At 47.3% G+C, this 19,446-nt stretch carries 16 protein-coding genes and 1 pseudogene; 16 read left to right on the forward strand and 1 reads right to left on the reverse strand.

What is annotated here, in order from left to right; all coding sequences use genetic code 11:
* The first annotated feature begins 38 nt into the window (after positions 1-38).
* The 16 genes and pseudogenes from J2Z66_RS31635 to J2Z66_RS31705 all read left to right on the forward strand — a co-directional run bounded on the left by J2Z66_RS31635 (position 39) and on the right by J2Z66_RS31705 (position 18,037).
* Positions 39-869, forward strand: coding sequence for a hypothetical protein (locus J2Z66_RS31635; protein WP_209976763.1), 831 nt, complete (start codon positions 39-41; stop codon positions 867-869).
* A gap of 112 nt (positions 870-981) precedes the next feature.
* The gene (locus J2Z66_RS31640) at positions 982-2,238 is read left to right on the forward strand and encodes a DegT/DnrJ/EryC1/StrS family aminotransferase (RefSeq protein ID WP_209976764.1); all 1,257 of its coding nucleotides are present in this window, start codon (positions 982-984) and stop codon (positions 2,236-2,238) included.
* Positions 2,239-2,944: 706 nt separating this feature from the next.
* Positions 2,945-3,190, forward strand: a pseudogene (locus J2Z66_RS44190) (multi antimicrobial extrusion protein MatE); the annotation flags it as partial.
* Positions 3,191-3,993: 803 nt separating this feature from the next.
* The gene (locus tag J2Z66_RS31645) at positions 3,994-4,791 is read left to right on the forward strand and encodes a hypothetical protein (RefSeq protein WP_209976765.1); all 798 of its coding nucleotides are present in this window, start codon (positions 3,994-3,996) and stop codon (positions 4,789-4,791) included.
* Positions 4,791-5,153, forward strand: a complete 363-nt coding sequence (locus J2Z66_RS31650) for a GntR family transcriptional regulator (protein WP_209976766.1) — start codon at positions 4,791-4,793, stop codon at positions 5,151-5,153. The genes J2Z66_RS31645 and J2Z66_RS31650 overlap by 1 nt, the downstream gene beginning before the upstream one ends.
* 36 nt (positions 5,154-5,189) lie before the next feature.
* Positions 5,190-5,930, forward strand: coding sequence for an ABC transporter ATP-binding protein (locus tag J2Z66_RS31655; protein WP_209976767.1), 741 nt, complete (start codon positions 5,190-5,192; stop codon positions 5,928-5,930).
* A gap of 51 nt (positions 5,931-5,981) precedes the next feature.
* Entirely contained in the window at positions 5,982-7,004 is a 1,023-nt protein-coding gene (gene hflK, locus J2Z66_RS31660) for an FtsH protease activity modulator HflK (RefSeq protein WP_209976768.1), read from the forward strand.
* Complete coding sequence (gene hflC / locus J2Z66_RS31665; protein WP_312894858.1) at positions 7,001-7,867, forward strand: protease modulator HflC; 867 nt, start codon at positions 7,001-7,003, stop codon at positions 7,865-7,867. The genes hflK and hflC overlap by 4 nt, the downstream gene beginning before the upstream one ends.
* A 179-nt stretch (positions 7,868-8,046) precedes the next feature.
* Entirely contained in the window at positions 8,047-8,865 is an 819-nt protein-coding gene (locus J2Z66_RS31670) for an undecaprenyl-diphosphate phosphatase (RefSeq protein WP_209976769.1), read from the forward strand.
* A 126-nt stretch (positions 8,866-8,991) separates the two neighbouring features.
* The gene (locus tag J2Z66_RS31675) at positions 8,992-11,577 is read left to right on the forward strand and encodes an Ig-like domain-containing protein (RefSeq protein ID WP_209976770.1); all 2,586 of its coding nucleotides are present in this window, start codon (positions 8,992-8,994) and stop codon (positions 11,575-11,577) included.
* Positions 11,578-11,903: 326 nt separating this feature from the next.
* Positions 11,904-12,776: an ABC transporter ATP-binding protein gene (locus J2Z66_RS31680; RefSeq protein ID WP_209976771.1), complete on the forward strand. Its 873-nt coding sequence runs from the start codon at positions 11,904-11,906 to the stop codon at positions 12,774-12,776.
* Complete coding sequence (locus J2Z66_RS31685) at positions 12,769-15,057, forward strand: hypothetical protein (protein WP_209976772.1); 2,289 nt, start codon at positions 12,769-12,771, stop codon at positions 15,055-15,057. Before J2Z66_RS31680 ends, J2Z66_RS31685 begins: the two co-directional genes overlap by 8 nt.
* A complete protein-coding gene (locus J2Z66_RS31690; RefSeq protein ID WP_209976773.1) occupies positions 15,050-15,751 on the forward strand; it encodes a hypothetical protein in 702 nt (233 codons plus the stop codon). The genes J2Z66_RS31685 and J2Z66_RS31690 overlap by 8 nt, the downstream gene beginning before the upstream one ends.
* A 21-nt stretch (positions 15,752-15,772) precedes the next feature.
* The gene (locus tag J2Z66_RS31695) at positions 15,773-16,354 is read left to right on the forward strand and encodes an RNA polymerase sigma factor (RefSeq protein ID WP_209976774.1); all 582 of its coding nucleotides are present in this window, start codon (positions 15,773-15,775) and stop codon (positions 16,352-16,354) included.
* Positions 16,347-17,177, forward strand: coding sequence for a hypothetical protein (locus J2Z66_RS31700; RefSeq protein WP_209976775.1), 831 nt, complete (start codon positions 16,347-16,349; stop codon positions 17,175-17,177). The genes J2Z66_RS31695 and J2Z66_RS31700 overlap by 8 nt, the downstream gene beginning before the upstream one ends.
* Entirely contained in the window at positions 17,174-18,037 is an 864-nt protein-coding gene (locus J2Z66_RS31705) for an ATP-binding cassette domain-containing protein (protein ID WP_209976776.1), read from the forward strand. Before J2Z66_RS31700 ends, J2Z66_RS31705 begins: the two co-directional genes overlap by 4 nt.
* On the opposite strand, the gene J2Z66_RS31710 is transcribed toward J2Z66_RS31705, so the two are convergent.
* A complete protein-coding gene (locus tag J2Z66_RS31710) occupies positions 18,034-19,356 on the reverse strand; it encodes a cryptochrome/photolyase family protein (RefSeq protein WP_209976777.1) in 1,323 nt (440 codons plus the stop codon). The genes J2Z66_RS31705 and J2Z66_RS31710 overlap by 4 nt on opposite strands.
* Between the last annotated feature and the right edge of the window lie 90 nt (positions 19,357-19,446).

The following is a 19,446-nucleotide window of genomic DNA, read 5'->3' on the forward strand; positions in this document are numbered from 1 at the left end:
GCCAGCGGAGAAAACAGACAGCAGGGAGGAAACGGAGCATGGGAATCGTACAGGTAGAAACCAACTACTATCAGCAATTTGACGCGGATCTGTCTCGCGATGTGCCGGGAGAAGGATACGGAGGTTGGCAGAGAGCGGAGCTGCCGCTTGATTTGGAGCGAACCGCCGTAGTTGTGATGCACGCGTGGAATATCGGTTCGCCGGAGCAAAACCCCGGTGAGTTTCGCGCAGTGGAATATGTGCCGCGTTCATATACGATCAGTCGGGAGTTATTCCCGAATCTGCTGGACAGTGTGCGGCGAGCGGGGATGAAGCTATTTCATGTGGTCGGAGGACCCGACTACTATACGCACTATCCCGGGTACCGGTTGGCCGCTGATCTGGCGGGTACAGAGCCGGAAGCGCCCGAACGAATAGCAGATGACGAGGTGCAAGCGGCGTTGCGGACATTCCGCTCAGATCGGGTATACCCTGGCTCGAACAATCGCGAGGACATGGAGCGGTGCGCGCCTTATGTCGACTTTTTACCGGAGGCGAAGCCGCAAGGCGACGAAGACGTGGCGGCCACCTCGCGGCAACTGTTCGCCCTGTGCAAGCATTATGGGATCAGCCATCTGATTTACACCGGATTTGCGATCAACGGGTGCCTGCTGTTTTCGCCCGGAGGCATGGCCGACATGACGAAGCACGGAATCCTTTGCTCTACGATCCGCCAAGCCGTAACCGCCGTGGAGAACAAGGAGACGGCCCGCTTGCAATTGAACAAGGAAGAGGGACTGTGGCGTGTAGCGCTGCTATTCGGTTTTGTGTATGATGTGAATGATTTGACAGCTGCAATTAACGGGGAAGAGCATGAGGATTTATCGTAAAGGGGAGGCCGTGCGCATCGTTTTGGTAGTGGGAACTTGCACGGCAATCCCACACATGGATCGCATTTTTCGCTGACGACTTGCCGTCAAGCAAGGGAATGGGGGAAGCAACATGGAGAGACAACCGGCCAGGCAAGCTGGCAAGCCGCTGTTTGAAAAGCCGCTAGAGGGTCACTATCCAGGCGCGACGGCCATGGGGGCGGAGGAAGCCGCTGCACTGTCCGCCGTCGCGATGGCCCGTTCGCCATTTCGCTATTACGGATTGGATTTGCAGCATCAAACTCGAAGCTTCGAGGATCATTTCGCCCGCTATCTGAATGTCCGGTACACCTTGGGCGTCACGTCCTGTACGGCTGCGCTGTTTGTGGCGCTGAAGGCACTGCAGCTCGGGTATGGCGACAAGGTGGCGGTGCCGGCATTTACCTTTCTGGCGACAGCCGGGGCGGTCGTTTCTGCCGGTGCTGTGCCGGTATTCATTGACATCGACGACAGCATGGGCATAGACCCGCTCGACCTGGATCGTAAGCTTGCAGCCGACAACGAGATTCGGGCCGTCATCATTGTCCCGCTGCTTGGCTATCCTTGCGATATGGCGGCGCTGTTGGCCGTTGCCGCAAAACACGGCGTGCGCGTCATTGAAGATGTGGCGCAGTCGTGCGGGGCTTCCTATGCCGGGCGCAAGTTGGGCACGTTCGGAGATATCGGCGTATTCAGCTTCCAGATGAATAAACTCATCACTGCCGGCGATGGCGGGGCGGTCGTGACCAGCGATCCGGCATTGTTCATCCGGGCCGTGCGCTATCACGACCAGGGAATATTCCGCGAGCAGGAAAGGTACGGGCTCCAATCGCCCGACGAGGCAGACGCATTCGCGGGGCTGAATTTTCGCATGAGCGAATTTACCGGCGCAGCCATGGGGGCACAACTGGTGAAATTGCCGGACATCCTGCGTCGGATGCGGATCGTTCACGACTTGGTCCGCGGCGAACTGCAAGCACGGGCGCCACAGCTGCGCCTGCGCAAGCTGTACGACGAAGAGGGCTGTGCAGGCTGTTATGTGGCGCTTGTGCTGCCGACGCCGGACATTGCGCAAGAGTTTATCCGGGCGCTTGCGGCGGACAATATTACATCGTACCTGCTGTATGGCGGCATGCCGCTGTTCCGCCGGGACATATTCCGGCTGCGGCGCACGGCGGAGAAGGACGATTTTCCATACAACTATCCGTTTCGCAACCCAATCGAAGACCCCGAACAGAGCTGCCCCTGCGCGATCGATCTGTGCCCTCGCACGGTGTTCATTCCGATCTCGCCCGATTTCACGCGGGAAGATGGGGAACTGCTCGTTACGGGCATTTTGTCTTTTTTTTGAAAGAGAAATCAATAATGTTTGTTTACTTAAAGAGGAGCCTCCAATGAAAAAATTGGCGACTCGATTACGGTAGGCTACCGATCTTTCGTCAATGCACTGCTCGCCGAGACGGCTTTTGCGAATATGGCCGACAACCCGTGCGCAATCGACAATCTCGCTCTTCGCCGGGAAATCGATTATGCGCTCAGTCAGTCCGGATATAAGTAAGAGGCTATTCATTTTAACAATGGGGCTGCAGGTTGGCACTTATCAGACGACGCTTATGCGGAGCATCTTGTGCGGACAATAGACTGGCATGAAAGGCGTTCAGTCTGTGCCCGAATCGTGCTGGCTTTATCGACACCTGTCTGGGTCCAAAGTCAGACATCCGAGCTGGATGCGGACAAGTGCCGATCCCTCGACGGCCGCAATGCCGGCGTGCGAAAACTTGCGGAGTGGATGGGTCTGGCGGTGAACGTCCTGCACGTCGCCGGATTCAGAATAGTAATACCAATGTATAATAAAGATTAATCTTGAAGGAATGAGTTTTCTCCCTTGTTTTACAAAGAAGAACTCATTTTCTTCAATGTGATATTCAGTCCATCCCGAGCATCAACAATCCAGTATTCGTAAGCTGAAAAATATTCCTCTAGCGTAAAAACGAAGGGACAGAGAAAATGGTATGATCACTTGGAGATATTAATCATTAATCATATTAGGAGATGTTATGGATAGAGAAGATGACGGAAAAGACCTATTGAAATTAAAACAGCTCTACGCTTTTTTTATTCCGCTTGGGTTTTCTGCTAGCCTTATGACCATGTCCCACGTAATAATCAACGGGACCTTGGCCAGGTCATCCCACCCTGAAGCGATTGTAACCAGTTATGCCATTGCATTGAGTTTGTTGGGTCTTTTTGAGAAACCTGTTACTATCTTAAGGCAGACCTGTTCAATACTGGCACGGGACCGTATATGAGCAACGTAGTGGCACAGCAGGGATGCTAATCGTTACGGACATGAGCGCTGTTATTTGTAGCAAATTCCCCTGTTTAGGGAAGCTTACGGACTTCAGATCCGCTATTTGGTTCCAAAGTAGCCCAAAACCCCCTGGACAAAGCGAATAAGGGATCTGATGTCCGTAACGATCCCCAAAAGACCTTGATTCTCACAAATAGCGTATCTCATGTCCGTAAGCTGCTGCTTTGGAGTGGCTCCGTCAAGAATCAGACACCTGCACCTGCCTGATTGTTGACTATCCGGTTGAACTATCCCTTTGAGAACGGCTTGTTCTGCGTCCTGCCATTGAAAGAAGGGGGATTGCAGACACCTTGGAGGCCAAAGCCTTGGACTCTACCCATATTAAATCCTGCAAAAGTGCAGGATTTTTCACCTTAAATCGGGTATTAGCCGAGAATTCCTGCAAAAGTGCAGGAAAATAGTCACTTGGAGCGCTCAAACGGGCAAGAGACGCCTAAAATCCTGCAGATTTGCAGTAATTTCCTTTACGGGTGCATTCGAGTCCATAAATGATGTACTTATGCATCTTTTTGCCCCCCAGGGTTAGTTCTTATCGGAAAGTATTCTATAGGTAGGGAAAGAGAGTAGTGGAAATAAACATTTATGTACCCAGTGCTTTTAACGATGAAAAACATCGGTAAAGTAGCAGCTCTTCGTCTTCCAATAAATAAATTGACACGCTTCATTGTCCTAGTGTACTATTTAAATAGTACACTAGGACAATGAAGTTGCCTTAATATGTTGCTGGAGGAATGAATGGTGAAGATATGGTGGAATTTATTTAAGAAGGAACTGGCAGTCGGGTCGAGAATGTCGATGCCTATATGGGCTTCCGTATTGCTTTTTCTATGCATGGGAGGGGCGTCGCTTTTCTTGGCTTCTTTTTTTAAGTCGGGCTTAGTAAGCCAGGTATGGCTGTTGGTTATATATTTCCACTTTATTGCCCCCTCTGTCTATATGATGATGAGCTTGTATAAAGAACGTGAGCGTTGGCCTCTGTGGCTGCAGCTGCCTCTGCGTGGATGGCAGCTGTTAGCAGCCAAGCTTGCGGCAGCGTCTGTCGAGCTAATAATGGGGCTTGTAGTTTCTGTATGCATGTTTTTATGGGTATTTGAATTGGAAGACTCCAATAACTTTTGGGAATTTGGAACTGGGGAAGGTGCTTCTACGATTAAGGCCGAGACCACGACACAAGCCCAGTATTTTTATGATTTGTTGCGTGGTGAGGGCATTTGGAGTGCTCTAGGATTTATTTTTATAGCAATTGGGATTGCTGTTGTTCTTGTGCTGTTATACATGATCGCTAAATCGTTGACTAATCGTTTTGGACGCTGGCGCTGGCCAGTTGCGATAGTGCTGTTCGGAGCCATTTCACTATTGGAGTATATTTTCGAACAGACGAAGGAGTACAGCTTTCTTTTTAGATGGGGCCATCTTTCAGGGTTGGAAAGTGAGCCTATATATATCGGTGAAGGACTATGGATCTTTTTGATTATGATAGTTAGCTTGTATGCAGCTGGATGGCTGCTGGACAGGAAAGTAGAGGTGAACTGATGGTCGAGTCATATTCGAACACACAGCCAATCTACCTGCAGCTGGTGCAGCGAATTTGCAGACAGATTGTACGCAGAGAGGTGCAGCCAGGAGAAAAACTGCCATCAGTCAGGGATTTAGCTGTGCAGTTTGGTGTCAATCCGAACACGATACAGAGAGTGAACATGGAGCTCGAGCGTATGGGCGTAGTTGAAAGCCGAAGAGGGCAGGGCATGTTCGTGACAGAAGACAGCACGAGATTAACTTTGATGAGAGAGCATTTAAAAGAGGAGCTTATCACTAAATTTGCCAGTGAGATGAAAGAATTAGGCTATTCGGAAGATGAAATCATAGCAGGCATTCAGGCATTCTTACTGCCGTAAGGGAATGAATAAGAAACATTTTAGGAGGAGTTCGAGATGGCGGAAATTGCTATTGCTGCTGATGCAGAACCGATAGTTGTTTTTAACCGTGTGGAAAAAAGCTTTTCTGGCAAAATAGCACTTAAGGAAATTAGCTTTACGATTCCAAAGGGAATTATTGTTGGCATTGTCGGTACAAATGGCAGCGGGAAGTCGACGATTTTGAAATTGATGGCAGGCTTGCAAAGACCAGGTAAAGGCAAGGTTCTTCTGAACGGGCGTCAGGCAGAGCGCCTTAGTTCGCGGCAGGTAGCTTTTTTGCCGGAGCAGGATATGTTCTATTCGTCTTTTACCGTAGAGAAAACGCTGAATTTTTACAACGAGATGTTTACCGATTTTGATAGGAAAAAGGCCATGGAGATGATCCAATCCTTCGAGCTGCAGATGGGGCAGAAGGTAGCTCATTTGTCCAAAGGTAACCGGGCCCGGTTGAAAATAGTGCTGGCACTGGCCAGACAGGTACCTTTAATTATTATGGATGAACCGTTGTCCGGGCTCGATCCTTTAGTTCGCGAGTCGATTATCCGCAGCTTAATTGCCACTGTCGATATGGGAGAACAGACATTGGTGATAACTACTCATGAGGTAGAAGAGGTGGAGCCCTTGCTTGATCGGGCGATGCTGATTAAGGACGGAGAACTGTGCGGCTATGAGGAAGTGGAGCGTATTCACAGCGAGCAGGGAATAGGTCTTGTAGGCTGGATGAAAAAAAATATAGAGAAAATGAAACGTAACTAGTGTCCTACTCGTATGATACTACTGACTAACAACCCAGAGAGGAGACAAGCGATGCATAATGATGAACCAAATCCGTGGCAGAACAGACCTCCAGAAATACCCCCGGGATTGATTAAGAAAATAATTATAGGGGTCGCGGTAGTATTTGCACTTATGGTAGGCTATTCATCGTTTTACACCGTTCAGGAGCATGAGCGGGCGGCAATGCTGACTTTTGGCAAGTATACAGGGGAGGAAGAGGCAGGGCTATATTTCAAATGGCCGTATCCAATCCAGCATGTCATTAAAGTTCCGGCGGAGCTGACACAGCGTATTTATATCGGCTACCGCCAGGAGGGCGACAAAGTCATTCCGGTTGAGGAAGAAGCGATGATGATAACGGGTGATGAGAATATTGTTTCCGCCGATGCTGTGGTGCAGTGGAAGATCAGCAACATTCACGATTATTTGTACAACATCAGCAATCCTGAGCAGTTTCTAAGAAATTCAGCCAGCTCCTCTATCCGCTCTGTGATTGGATCAGAAAAGCTTGACTATGCCATTACAGACGGAAAAACAGAAATTCAGGACAAAGTTAGAGAGAAGCTGTTAGAGCTTCAAGAGAAGTACCACACAGGCATCCAAATCATTGATATTAAATTCCAGGATATTGAACCGCCAAGCGGTCAAGTAGAGGAAGCCTTCCGTGAAGTAACCAACGCGCGTGAGGAAAAAAATACGAAGATCAACAATGCTACGAAGTATGAGAACGACCGCATTCCAAAAGCACGGGGTGAAGCGCAAGCTAAGCTTGAAGGCGCGGAAGCGGAGAAAAAGTCGCGGATTCTGAACGCTGAGGGTGATGTGGCTCAATTTAACGCGATTTATGCGGAATATGCCAAGAGCCCCGGAGTGACGCAAAGCCGTCTCATCTTGGAAACATTAGAGAAAATATTGCCGAGTGCCAAAATATTCGTTTCCGACTCCAACAGCGATACCGTTAAATATTTGCCTATTAATGAATTGCTGAAAGGCGGAGGTCAGGCTGCAGGGCAACCAGCAGGTCAGCCGGCGCAAGGAGGTGCTGCTAAGTGAAGAGAAGACTAATTATTATGGCAGTTTCCGCATTGGGACTCATTATTTTGTTAGCTAATTCTTTGTTTGTTGTCAAGGAAGGCGAATACAAGGTCGTTCTTAAATTCGGTGAAGCCGTAAGAGTAATTGAGAACCCGGGTTTAAGTATCAAAATACCATTTATCGAAAATATCACGATGCTGCCTAAATACCAGATGACATATGAGAGCAATCCGACCTCTATTTTAACCAAAGATAAAAAGCCGATTATCGTTGATAACTACACCGTATGGAGAATAGACGATGCGCAGAAGTTTTTGAAAACTGCACAAACCGTTAGCGTAGGTGTACAGCGTATCGATGAGGCCGTATACAACTCGGTTCGCCGTAAGCTTTCTGAAGTCAATTACGATAATATTATTAGTGAAAACACGGCACGGGGTAACATCAACGATGAGATAACAAGCGATGTATCTACGGCTCTTGAGCGCGATAACTATGGGATTACAGTCGTAGATGTCCGTATTAAACGTACAGACCTGCCTGAAGGTAATAAACAGAGCGTATACAATCGTATGATTTCTGACCGTCAGTCAATAGCCGCCGGATATTTATCCGAGGGTGACGAGGAGTCACGGAAAATCACTTCCAAAGCGGACCGCACAGCGATAGAGCTGATTGCACAAGCGGAAGCGGACGCTAAGAAAATCGTGGCCGAGGGTGAACAGGAAGCAGCTAAAATTTATAACCTTGCTTATGGTAAGGATCCAGCATTCTATAGCTTCTATAGAACGCTCGAAAGCTATAAAACAACGCTGATGAATGAACCGGTCATCATGCTGCCAATTGATTCACCATATGCGAAAATTTTGCTTGGTCAATAAGTCACCTATTTGGCAGTGATGCTTCATAAAATCCTTCAGTGCTTAATGCTGAAGGATTTTTCTTTTGTTCTCAGATAGACCCAACTGCTAGTCTGGTTAGAAGCATTGAGAGTTAAAGCTGTTTTGGGTTAAGATGGATAGAAAGATAGAAAATTTGTGTTGAGAAAGCAGGCAATTTCATGGAATTCGACATGATTGTGTTACTCAAGTATTTATTTTTAGGGATGATTCAAGGATTTACAGAGCCTATACCGATTTCCTCAAGCGGGCATCTCATTATCGCTCAGCAACTGCTTGGTGTGGAGCGGAGAGGGCTGGCTTTTGAAATTTTAACGAACACAGCTTCATTACTCGCCATTGCTTTTATTTACCGGAAAGATATAGCCAGACTGATCCTGCATGGGTACAAGTACGTGCGTACGCGGGAGGCTGCATACAAACCGGATTTTATGTTCATTATGTATGTGGTCATCGGCACAATTCCGGCGGTAATCATCGGGCTGCTGTTCAAGGATAAAATTGAAGCTTATTTCTCTTCCGTACATATGGTAGCTATTGCTCTCCTTTTTACAGGAACCGCATTATGGCTGATCCGCAATTTGCGTGGCCGCAAACGGGATGGAGACTTGTCCGCTAAAGATGCAGTGCTCGTAGGATTAGCCCAGGCCGTTGCTTTGATTCCAGGGATCAGCCGTTCCGGGGCAACGGTCATTACGTCCATTGCAGTTGGCATGAAACAGGATACAGCACTTCGATTTTCATTCATGCTCTACATTCCGGTAAGTCTGGGAGGTCTGGTGCTCGGTACATCCGACATTGTGAATGATCCTGACAGATCGGCATTAGCGCTTCCCTATTTGGTTGCTTTTCTAGCTACTTTAATTGTCACGTATTTCTCAATGAAATGGTTTATGAATATTATGGCGAAGGGAAATCTGAAGTATTTCGCTTACTACTGCTTCGCTGCGGGAATATTACTGTTAATTTTTCTGAGATAGCATGCTTTTAGCATTTCATGTGGTGTTTTGTATTAAATTTGTAAAAAACTAAAGAAATGATGGCTGGATGCCGACATATAAGAAGAACGCCCAGAAAAGTATGGTTTTGAAATAAGGAGGCACAGCATGCTGTTAAAGAAATCACTAGCTATTGTTTTGACTGTAATGTTATCGCTCTATGTTATGGCAGGGGCCGCCGTTGCGGCAGATGAAGAAATTGAACGCCTGGTTTTATCTAAGAATGAGCTTGCACTGGAAATGGGCAATTCTCAATCCCTTACGGCGACAGCTATTTATGTTAACGGCAAGACTGAAGATGTGACAGTGAAGACGGATTGGACAAGCAGTTCCTCGTCAATAGCCTCTGTATATGCAGGAACTATAACGGCGAAGGATGTAGGAACAGCAACACTGACCGCAACATATAAGACCAAAACGGTAGTTGTGAATGTAAAAGTTACAAAGAAAGTAAAGGCCTTAACTAAAGATAAGCATACGATCAACATCCGTACAGGAATGTCCGAGCAAGTAGAGCTGTCCGCGGTTTATCAGGATGGAACGATTGAGGATGTTACCAAGAAGGCGGATTGGACGATTGATAACTATGCTGTGGCTACGGTAACCAATGGATTGGTTAAAGGTGAAGTTTCCGGAACTGCCATAATAACGGCTAAATTCGGCAATCAGACAGCCACAATTCCTGTTAGCATTGAGATTGTGAAGAGGTTAGACCCTAGCAAAGCGGAAGTTTCTCTGCTGCTTAAAGGCAAGGAGAAGATTGAATTGATGGCGACCTTTCCCGATGGAACGGTAGAGGACGTTGCAGATAAGGCCGAATGGTCAACAGATAAAGAAACAGTTGCGGATGCTCTCAAAGGTGTCATTACCGGTTATGGAGCCGGGCAGGCGACCATTACCGCCAAGTATGGAACAAAGACTGCTACCATTAAAGTCGATGTGGATTCAACAAAAAAGCTGGAAATCAACAAGCAGGATGTGTTTCTGCGGGTGAATGGTACGGAACAGCTGCAATTAAAAGCTGTTTATTTGAACGGCACGACAGATGACATTACAAGTAAAGCGGAGTGGTCCTCCAGCGATACAGAGATTGCCGATGTAAATAAAGGTAGTGTCATTGCTCATAAATCAGGAGAAGCGGTGATAACGGCGAAATATGCCGATAAAGTTATCAAAATTAATATTGATGTAGAAGTTCCCAGAAGACTGGATGTCAACAAGGAGTTTATATCCTTGCAAGTTGCTGGTACCGAGCAGTTAAAGGTTATTGCCACATATGCAAATGGAACCAAAGACGAAGAGCTTGCCTCGAAAGCAGAATGGACTTCTTCGAATCCAGCTATTGCAGATGTTATTAAAGGCAAAATTACGGCGTATAAATCCGGAGAAGCTACGATTAAGGCAAGCTACGGCGGCAAAACATTGACTATACTGGTTGATGTCGACATCCCGAGAATTATTACGCTCAGTAAAACCAGCGTTGCCCTGCAAATTGGGGACACACAACAATTAACGCTTAAAGCCATCTATGTGGACGGACGCGAAGAAAATGTTACGGAGCAAGCCGAATGGCTATCCGCCTCTGGTGCGATCGCTGAAGTGCGCAGAGGTCTTATTACCGGCGTTTCAACAGGAGCGACCTCTATAACGGCTAAATTCGGCACTAGAAGCACCGTCATTCCTGTATCTATTGGAGTTATAAAAAGCATGACAGCGGATCAAAAGAAGCTGATCTTGGAAAAGGGAGGCTCTTCTAAAATCGTAGTAACCGTTGTTTATACAGACGGAACGGTTAAAGATGTAACTTCGTTAGCGGCCTGGACAGTGGGAGATCCCGCTGTTGCAGAAGTGGATGCCGGTGTTGTGAATGCTATTGGCAACGGCAAGACTAATATTACAGTTTCCTTCGAGAATAAAACGATATCTGTCCCCATTGAAGTGGGTATAGCACAAACCTTATCGGCAAATCCGAAGGTCTTAATTCTGGAAAAGAATGAGATTAGACAAGTTGTGTTAACGGCAACGGATTCTAATGGTGTTGCTAAGAATGTTACAAACGACGCAGAATGGTCTTCAAGTGCGCCATTGATTGCAGATGTTTCAGCGGGTATGGTAACGGCATTGGCGAATGGCAAAGCAACTATTACTGCTAAATACGGCGGCAAAACGATAACTATTGTTGTTGAAATCGAGATTGTTGAGAAGGTAGTAGCGAGTGTCCGTTACCTTTCACTTAAATCCGGATCCAAATCGCAGATTCGCCTGCAGGCGACTTTGTCTGATGGGAAAACCAAAGATGTGACCGATCTGGCTGATTGGAAAACCAGTGCATACAAAACGGCTGATGTAGAGCTCGGTTTAGTCACAGGCATCGCCTATGGCAAAACAACGGTCACCGCCAAATATGCCGGGAAGACAGTCTCTATTCCAGTAGAAGTGGATCAGCTTAAATATTTAAAAACGAGTGAAGTACAAATCGATCTTGTCAAAGGGGAGACAAAGCAGGTAACAGCTATTGCTACCTATACAGACGGCTCAGATGCCAATGTATCTATCCCTGCTATATGGAAATCCTCGAAAAATCTTGTTGCTGATGTCAAGGACGGCATCATCAAAGCGACAGGAAAAGGCAAAGCAACTATAACTGTCAGCTTTGGAGGCATGAACACAAAGATTGTTGTTAATGTGAAGTAGACAAAGGCTAAGTAAACAAGCTTGAAGGACTCTTTCGGAAACTAATTCCGGGAGGGTCTTTTTTTTGATTAACGATGATTTTTCATCGTTAAAATAGGTGCTTCCAGGCCAATCAGCGCTTTAATGATGATTTTCATCACTATATGAGGACGGATGGCCTTTGTGAGTGATTAAAAGGGATTAAAGCAGCAGATCTTCTTCCCAGCGCCTAAATCTAATCTAGGGAACCTATCTTTATAAAGAAAATGCATCAATCCAAACTTTTTGTGCGACTCTTCCGTTGTAGGGATATACCGGTATAAACAAATAGGTTAGGAATGAAGCAAATGATCGAGATACGAGATTTAGGTAAAAAATATAAAACAAACGAATGGGCCCTGCAGGGAATCGAGCTCCATATTGAACATGGGATGTTCGGCCTGCTAGGACCGAATGGGGCTGGAAAGACGACGCTGATTCGGATTCTTGCCACATTGCTGAAGCCAACCACAGGCGGTGTGAAAATAAACGATGTATCTTTACAGCGGCCTGAGGAAATTCGTAAAGTGATCGGTTATTTGCCACAAATTTTCCAGATTTACCCACAGTTAACGGCCCTGGAGTTTCTGGATTATGTGGGAGTGATGAAAGGAATCACGGACAGCAAGCAGAGGCGCAGGGAGATTGATACGCTGCTGGCCAAGGTGAATTTGACGGAGAAAGCCAAGAAGAAGGTGAAGACGTTTTCCGGGGGAATGAAGCAGCGGCTGGGGATTGCCCAAGCGCTTCTTGGAGACCCGCAAGTATTGATTGTCGACGAGCCGACAGCAGGCCTGGACCCGGAGGAGCGTGTAAGGTTTCGCAATCTTTTAGCGCAGTTCAGCGTCAATCGTACTGTCATTTTATCCACGCATATTGTGGCAGACATTGAAAGCAGCTGTAATCAGCTGGCGGTATTAACCCGAGGGAAGCTGGCGCTTTCTGGGACGCTGCAGCAGCTGCAGGCGTTTGCGGAGAACCACGTATGGGAAATCGAGGTTTCGGATCAACAGTTCGCCGGGCTTTCCCATTTGCAGATCGTATCCAGCCGCAGGTCCGCCACTGGAGGTTTAACGTGCAAAGTTATTGCACAAGAGCAGCCGGTTCAAGGGGCCATTGCTTTAAAACCGACACTGGAGGATGGCTATTTGGCATTGATCGGTGGTGGCAGACGTGCATAACGTGCATAAAGCACTCCGTCAATTCAAGCTGGAAGCAAAGCTTCTGTTCTCGAATTGGTTTTTTGCGGCATTGCCGATTCTGTTTGGCGTATGGATGTTTAGCAGCTTGTCGAAAATCTCTGCGTTAGCAGCAAAGAAATTACCGCCATCTCAGGATTTGTACACATTTGTTTACAGCTTTCATCAGGTGCAGCATACATTAAGCCTTGGTGCTGCCGTGATCATTGGCATTCTGCTGATCCGCCGCGATATTCGCAGACCCTCGTATGATTGGCTGGGCAGCCTGCCAGTGTCGGGCGCTATGCTTATTTTTATTAAATTTGCGGTTGGACTGTTGTACTTATCGTTATTCACTGTAGCTATGGATGTCGTGTTTCTGTATTTTGGGCTGCAAAGGGAGCTCGCAATTGGCGTGATCTGGGAACAAATGATGTTTTTTACATGGCAGTATGAATGGTCCTATGCCGTTACCCTAGCTCTTGCTATGCTTCTGGCCATGGCTATTTCTAACCGGATCGTCTATATGATTGGCTTTTGCGCCTGGATGTTCGGCACCTATTTCCTAGATATTTTCATTATCCAACGGCAAAACTTATATCCCCTCAAGACGTTTCATTTGAGCCAGTTTATGACGAAATCATTTTTTGAAAATGAAGTGTGGGGATATTCGATAACGAATCAGGAAGTGGGGCTGTCCCGGTTATTCGTGCTCGTCTTTACACTTTTGCTCCTCGTATGGGCTGCAGCCATTTACAAGCAGGGAAGGCCCAGCGGTTCAACGCTCAAGTGGCGCGTATTTTGTGCTGCCATGCTTGCTGTGACGATTGCAGCGTATGTTCCGTATGGTTTGTTTTGGAAGGACAGGTTTCAGGCATATGCGCAAGTAGTCAAGGATACTTTACCAGGTGGTGAGCATTCAATATTAACGCGTTTTGAAGTAGATAGTTATGATTTACAGGTGAAAAGGAAGCAGGATCAGCTGGGCGTAACAGCCGCGATTACATTTCCTGCTTCTGAGGTGTCACAGCAAGAGCCGATCGTATTCACATTAAATCGTATGTTCCAAGTGCTCAAAGCTGAACTAAACGGCAAAGAGATTCCTTATCAAAGGAATGGTGATTGGATCTCTTTTGAGCCTGGTCTTCTAGATGGCCAGAAGGAGGAACAAATAGTATCTTTTCAATATGAAGGAACCGTTATGAACTGGATGTATGAAGAGAAAAATGAACTCCTCTTGGCTTTTGTAAAAGGGAAGGACGTATATTTGCCGCGAGAAGCTTATTGGTATCCCGTGCCTGGGAATTACTATTTGTGGTTGAAGGACGGGGCAGATAAAGTCGCTACAGCTTATTATATGGAGCCGCCACAGTTTGCGAAATATACCCTGACATTGGAAGGCTTCGATGATTCTGTATATGCTACAATTACTCCAATGACCCCCAATATGACCGGAAGTGGAAGTGAGGCTGGAACTGGGAAGCAAGTATTTGAAAGGCAGTATAACAATGGCCTCTCGATCTATGGTGGCAATTTGATTGAGGTGGCTGAAGCTGATGATACACTGAGAGTAGTTACTTCACCCAGTAATCAGCTGGAGGCCCAAACATTTTTGCAAAAGCTGACTGCAGCCAGAAGTTACTATGATTCTTGGTTAAAGCTGGACACCAACTATGTGAACCAAATTTACTATTTACCCCTGTCTGATTTTCGCAGCAAGAATATCTGGAAGAAAGAAGAGCTTATTGGGGATAGCTTCGTGATTGAGGAATCACCAGGCCACAATTTGGATTACATTCAACAAAGCAAGGCACTGACTGCGCTGTTATTTGGGAGCGAGGATCTTAATAGAGCCATCATTCGAATCCCGGGTGAAACTCCCGATATGTTTCCGCGTAAAATTCGTGAAGCCATTCTTTATATGTATTACCGTGACTTCTTACAGTTGACGAACGAGGAACTGAAGGCAGCTTATATGATGACCACATCCAGATTTTTTGTGGATGAGGATGTAAATGAAATCGGAACGTCAATGATTGACATGATTAATGAAGCGATTATCCAGGGGAAGCAGGCACAGGTCAAAGAGATATTGGCCGCTTGGTATGCTAAAGATTTACGAATGAATAGCGGAAAAAGTAAACCGGGTGAAAAGCCGGGCGGTACATCGGGCGGTACACCGAGCAGCACACCGACTGATATAACGACCGATACACCGAATGGAAAACTCGGCAGTATGAAGGATTGGAATCGGGAGTGGGAGCGGGTGATGGACGATGCCTAAGCTGCTGCAGGATTTGAAGAGCTTACGCAGCAGTCTTATCCTTGTGCCGGGGATGTATTACCTAATGCTGATTTGGTCATTGCTTGCTGCAGATCCGGAGAATCCGCGGACCGTGTATTATTACAACGAAATGGCATTTCTGCCGTTGTTGGTTTTGCTGACTGTGCTCTTTTTTCAGCGGGAGCTTGGCGGCAGTGTGATGGAAATCGTGGCGACGCTGCCGCTGTCATTTGCAGCGATGCTTATTCGTAAAATAGCGTTGGTGCTTGCTTCGGCGATCATTCTGCATATAGGCTGGGTTGCCATCTATATGCAGAAATTTACTAAGCTCGAAACGGATTTGTACTCTTTTCCAGCGAAGAGGCTGCAGTGGATGGAGGCGAGCTGGCCGCAGCTGCTGCTGCAGGCGCTGCCTTCCTATCTGCTCATCATCGCCTTCGTTGTGCTGTTAACGGTTATGACGAAGAAGCTGTATGCAGGGGTGGCTGCAGGAATGACGCTTTGGCTTCTGGAGGTGCTGTCCAGCGGCAAGGCGCTTGGGAGATTTGTCTTGTTAACGAAAGACATTCCTAAGGAAATTCCCTTTCTGCAGAACAGGCTGCTGCTTGCTGCTGCAGCGCTGATACTGCTGCTCCTGGCGATTTGGTCGGCAAATCGCAGGGATCGCTGGATTGTACATGATGATGGAGAGTAGGGAGAACAGGGAGGGATGGGGATGATAACAGACGAACAGCTAGTACAAGCTATGGCGCATGGCGATCAGGCCGCGTTCGAAGCGTTCGTTTACCGCTATCACAGTCCGCTGCTGGGGTACCTGGAGCGGCAGCTGCAGGATTCTGGTAAAGCCGAAGAGCTCGTGCAGGAGCTGTTTATCCGCTTGATCCGGCAATTAAGAAGCGATAAAATTCCGCCGCAAATCCGCCCGTGGCTTTACCATGTAGCCTTGAATCTATGCCGCGATTATTGGCGCAGCGGGGGCTATCGCACTGAGCGAAGTACATCCGATGAACTGCTCGAACAGAGGGATGCCCATCCGACTGTAGTCGAAATCTATGAACGACAGGAAACGAGGCAGGAAATTATCCGCACCCTGCAAAAGCTGCCCGAGATGCAGCGGGATATAATCATCCTGCGATTTTATCAGGATTTGATGCTGCAGGAAATCGCTGATGTGCTGGACTTGTCGCTGAGTACAGTTAAAACTAATTTATACACAGCTCTGAAAAAGCTAAAGAAACAATTAGCGAATGGGCTGACGCACGAGTTGTTGGAAAGGGAGGAGAAGTCGCATGTCTGAACCAAGTGACTGGGAACTGGAGCGATTAGAGCGGCAGCTGAAAAAGCCGTTGTCCGGTTATTTATCCACATCGCCAAAAGCGGATGCCACACAGCAGCTGCTTCGCAGCCTGCAGGGGGAGTTCGACCTGCTGAGAGAGAAGAATACCCCCTTTGAATGGAAAGACACCAGGGATAGGAAGCAACCGTCTTTATGGAAGCAATGCATGCTGCAGCTGCAGACCTACAACAAATCGTTTTGGTTGGTCAGTGTACTTGCTTATATAATGATTACTGCTGTAGGCCATATGCAATCCTCTTTCATACTTGGCTTGAATGATATATTTTCGATTGCCATTCCGCTGCTTCTGTTAGGAGGTATCGGATACAGTCATAGAAGCTGGAACAAGGAGATGCGGATGGTCGAAAGCGTAACCCCTTTTCCTCCTGCCTTATTATTTCTGTGCCGGTTGTTGATCGTCGTCTCGTTTCATGTGCTGATGGGCTCAATCGGAAGCGTCTATGTATTTATGGTAAATGACAATCCGCTGTTTGTGCCGCAGCTATTCTTGTTGAACTGGCTTGCACCTGTATTGTTTTTAGGTGGCTTACTCGCTTTTATTTCGTTCCGATGGGGAATAATTAGCGGCTTTGCAGCCGCTATCATGATTTGGTTTGGATGGGGCGGCGCTTTGCAGTGGCTGGAAGGGAGTGAGTGGCTGACTCCGCTGTGGATGTATGCCATTTATTGTGGTGCTGCAGGAGGCGGAGTAGTGCTGTTCACTGCAGCATATCGCCGCAGCTTGACTCTTCAAAGGCTGGATTTGGGAAGAGGCGGATTATGATTACCTTGCACGACATTTCTCTAGGGTTCGACGAGTTTCACTTGGTGGTTGAACACCTGCATCTGCAAGCAGGGTTAACATTACTTGTTGGGCGTAATGGAGCCGGTAAATCGACACTGCTCTCGTTGTTGGCCACAGCAAGTATGCCTGAGAAGGGAAACATTATTTATGCGGGGAAAACGCTAGAAACATCGCTCCCGCTTATTCGCAGCCACATGGGTTATATGCCAAGCGGGCTTGAACTCTATGAGGAGATGACGGTTGAACGCCAGCTAGGTTATTTGGCTGAGCTCAAAGGTATTTATGATAAACAGGAGATTAACATACTGCTTAGCGAATTTGAACTTGAGTCTTTCCGTAAACGCAAGCTGAGAACGCTATCGCAAGGAGTCAAGCAGCGAGCCGCTATTGCACAGGCGTTTCTGGGCTCTCCGGCCTTCCTTCTGCTGGATGAGCCTCTGAATCATTTGGACATTCTCGAGCGCAAGCGGGTGATTTCGATGGTAGCACGTTACGCCAAACGTCATCTGATCGTGGTGGCAACTCATGAATTGAGCGAATGGGGCAATGAGCAGGTGGAACGGATCTTGTGGTTGGACAGAGGGCGGGTGCATTTCTATGATACGGTTGAACGATGGATGCGTCATTTGCCGGAACGGGTATGGGCGGGATCCGTTCCGCTTGCTGAGCTGGAATCGCTGGATAAGCAGCGTATCAGTCAGTTGAAGCTGCTGGGGAACCAGGCAGAGATCCGTCTGTTGGCACGCCAAGCGCCGGATGACCGCTTTGTTGAGGTGCAGCCGACGCTTGAAGACGCCTATTTTATTCATACCGGTACAGCGATCAGCAGCTTTTATTAGCGCAAAATGTTTTTATAGACTTCAATAGCCGCAGCTCTTGAAGTCTTGAGATCAACGATGGCATTCTTCTGGGGTAGATGAACTTCTTTTTCACTGGCGGTCTTTAATTGCGGGAGCCATTTGCGAATATATTGACCAGTGGGATCGTGAGTCTGTGATTGGGTAACAGGGTTCATGATCCGAAAGTAAGGAGCCGCATCGAAGCCCATGGAAGAGCTCCAAAGCCATCCGCCACGATTCAGGGTATTGTCATAGTCACTTAGCTTGTAGCGAAAATATTGCTCGCCGAGTGTGAACGGACATAGCAAGTTTTTGGTGAGGAACATGGCCGTGATCATCCGGAGTCTATTGGGCATATGCCCTGTTTCGTTAAGTTCGGTCATGGCGGCATCGATCACAGGTATCCCCGTTTCCCCTTTGTACCAGCTTGTGAAATGACGATCGTTCAGGGAAGTAAGGTCGTAGAGCTTTTCATAAGTAAAGAAGTCCTTACTGTAGACGGATTGATATAAATAGAAATCACGCCATGCCAGCTGTCTGATCCAAGGAGCCGCATGCTCTCTTAAGAGCAGAGCTTCATACACACTGCGAATGGAAATCGCACCAAGGTTTATGGATTTGCTGAGTGAGCTGGTTCCCTCAACCGCATATTGGTCCCTTGTTTGCACATAGGCGGGCAGCTGCTGCTCAAGAAATTGCTGAAGTACCTGGTAAGGTTCCGCCGCAGGTGTGTAAGCTTTTAAATCGAAAGGGAGTGGAAAGCTTTCCAGAATGCCTGCATCAAGCTCCACGGTTTTTAGGTCGGCTAAGGTAACAGCAGAGGGCGGGCGATAATAGCTTTGCAGGTACTCATTCCATTTTCGATAAAAAGGGGTATATACCTTGTAGGGCTCTGTTCTCCCGGAGTAGCGATGGTAATCAGCGAGATCTGCCAAGGTGTGATCAATAAAAGTTGTAAGCTTGACATTGTACTGGGCCGCAATTTCCTTGATCTTGCGATCCCGATGAATGGCATATGGAGTAAAATCCTGCTGGTATATGATTTCCTGGATAGCGAGAGCTTGTAAGGTACGGTCTATTACAGCAGCAGGTTCACCGTAAATGACATGCAATCTTTTCCCAGCGGCTATATAAAGCTCTTGAAGACGAGTAACGTGTTGTAGAAAGTTAATACCGCTGTGGGCTTCATGCCGCTTGTTCTTCAGCAGAAAGGGGTCCAGAATAAGGAGGTGGAGGCTGGGCATATTTGTTGAATATATATAGTCAAATGCAGATAAATCCTCAATCCGCAAATCCTTGCGATGAATAAAGAGCAGCATGAAGATTCCCTCCGAAACGAATAAAAGCCTCTCACGCCGCTGACTGAAATCAGCATCATGAGAGGGCGGTATTCGTGAAATTATAATTCG

This window comes from Paenibacillus eucommiae (assembly GCF_017874215.1).
In the GTDB taxonomy this organism is placed as follows: Bacteria; Bacillota; Bacilli; order Paenibacillales; family NBRC-103111; genus Paenibacillus_AI; species Paenibacillus_AI eucommiae.

Coding starts and splice junctions, on each gene's coding strand:
- J2Z66_RS31695 (WP_209976774.1), top strand. CDS start 15,773: ATGATAACAGACGAACAGCTAGTACAAGCTATGGCGCATGGCGATCAG.
- hflK (WP_209976768.1), top strand. CDS start 5,982: ATGCATAATGATGAACCAAATCCGTGGCAGAACAGACCTCCAGAAATA.
- J2Z66_RS31675 (WP_209976770.1), top strand. CDS start 8,992: ATGCTGTTAAAGAAATCACTAGCTATTGTTTTGACTGTAATGTTATCG.
- J2Z66_RS31705 (WP_209976776.1), top strand. CDS start 17,174: ATGATTACCTTGCACGACATTTCTCTAGGGTTCGACGAGTTTCACTTG.
- J2Z66_RS31690 (WP_209976773.1), top strand. CDS start 15,050: ATGCCTAAGCTGCTGCAGGATTTGAAGAGCTTACGCAGCAGTCTTATC.
- J2Z66_RS31700 (WP_209976775.1), top strand. CDS start 16,347: ATGTCTGAACCAAGTGACTGGGAACTGGAGCGATTAGAGCGGCAGCTG.
- J2Z66_RS31680 (WP_209976771.1), top strand. CDS start 11,904: ATGATCGAGATACGAGATTTAGGTAAAAAATATAAAACAAACGAATGG.
- J2Z66_RS31645 (WP_209976765.1), top strand. CDS start 3,994: ATGGTGAAGATATGGTGGAATTTATTTAAGAAGGAACTGGCAGTCGGG.
- J2Z66_RS31655 (WP_209976767.1), top strand. CDS start 5,190: ATGGCGGAAATTGCTATTGCTGCTGATGCAGAACCGATAGTTGTTTTT.
- J2Z66_RS31650 (WP_209976766.1), top strand. CDS start 4,791: ATGGTCGAGTCATATTCGAACACACAGCCAATCTACCTGCAGCTGGTG.
- J2Z66_RS31640 (WP_209976764.1), top strand. CDS start 982: ATGGAGAGACAACCGGCCAGGCAAGCTGGCAAGCCGCTGTTTGAAAAG.
- J2Z66_RS31635 (WP_209976763.1), top strand. CDS start 39: ATGGGAATCGTACAGGTAGAAACCAACTACTATCAGCAATTTGACGCG.
- J2Z66_RS31670 (WP_209976769.1), top strand. CDS start 8,047: ATGGAATTCGACATGATTGTGTTACTCAAGTATTTATTTTTAGGGATG.
- J2Z66_RS31710 (WP_209976777.1), bottom strand. CDS start 19,356: ATGCTGCTCTTTATTCATCGCAAGGATTTGCGGATTGAGGATTTATCT.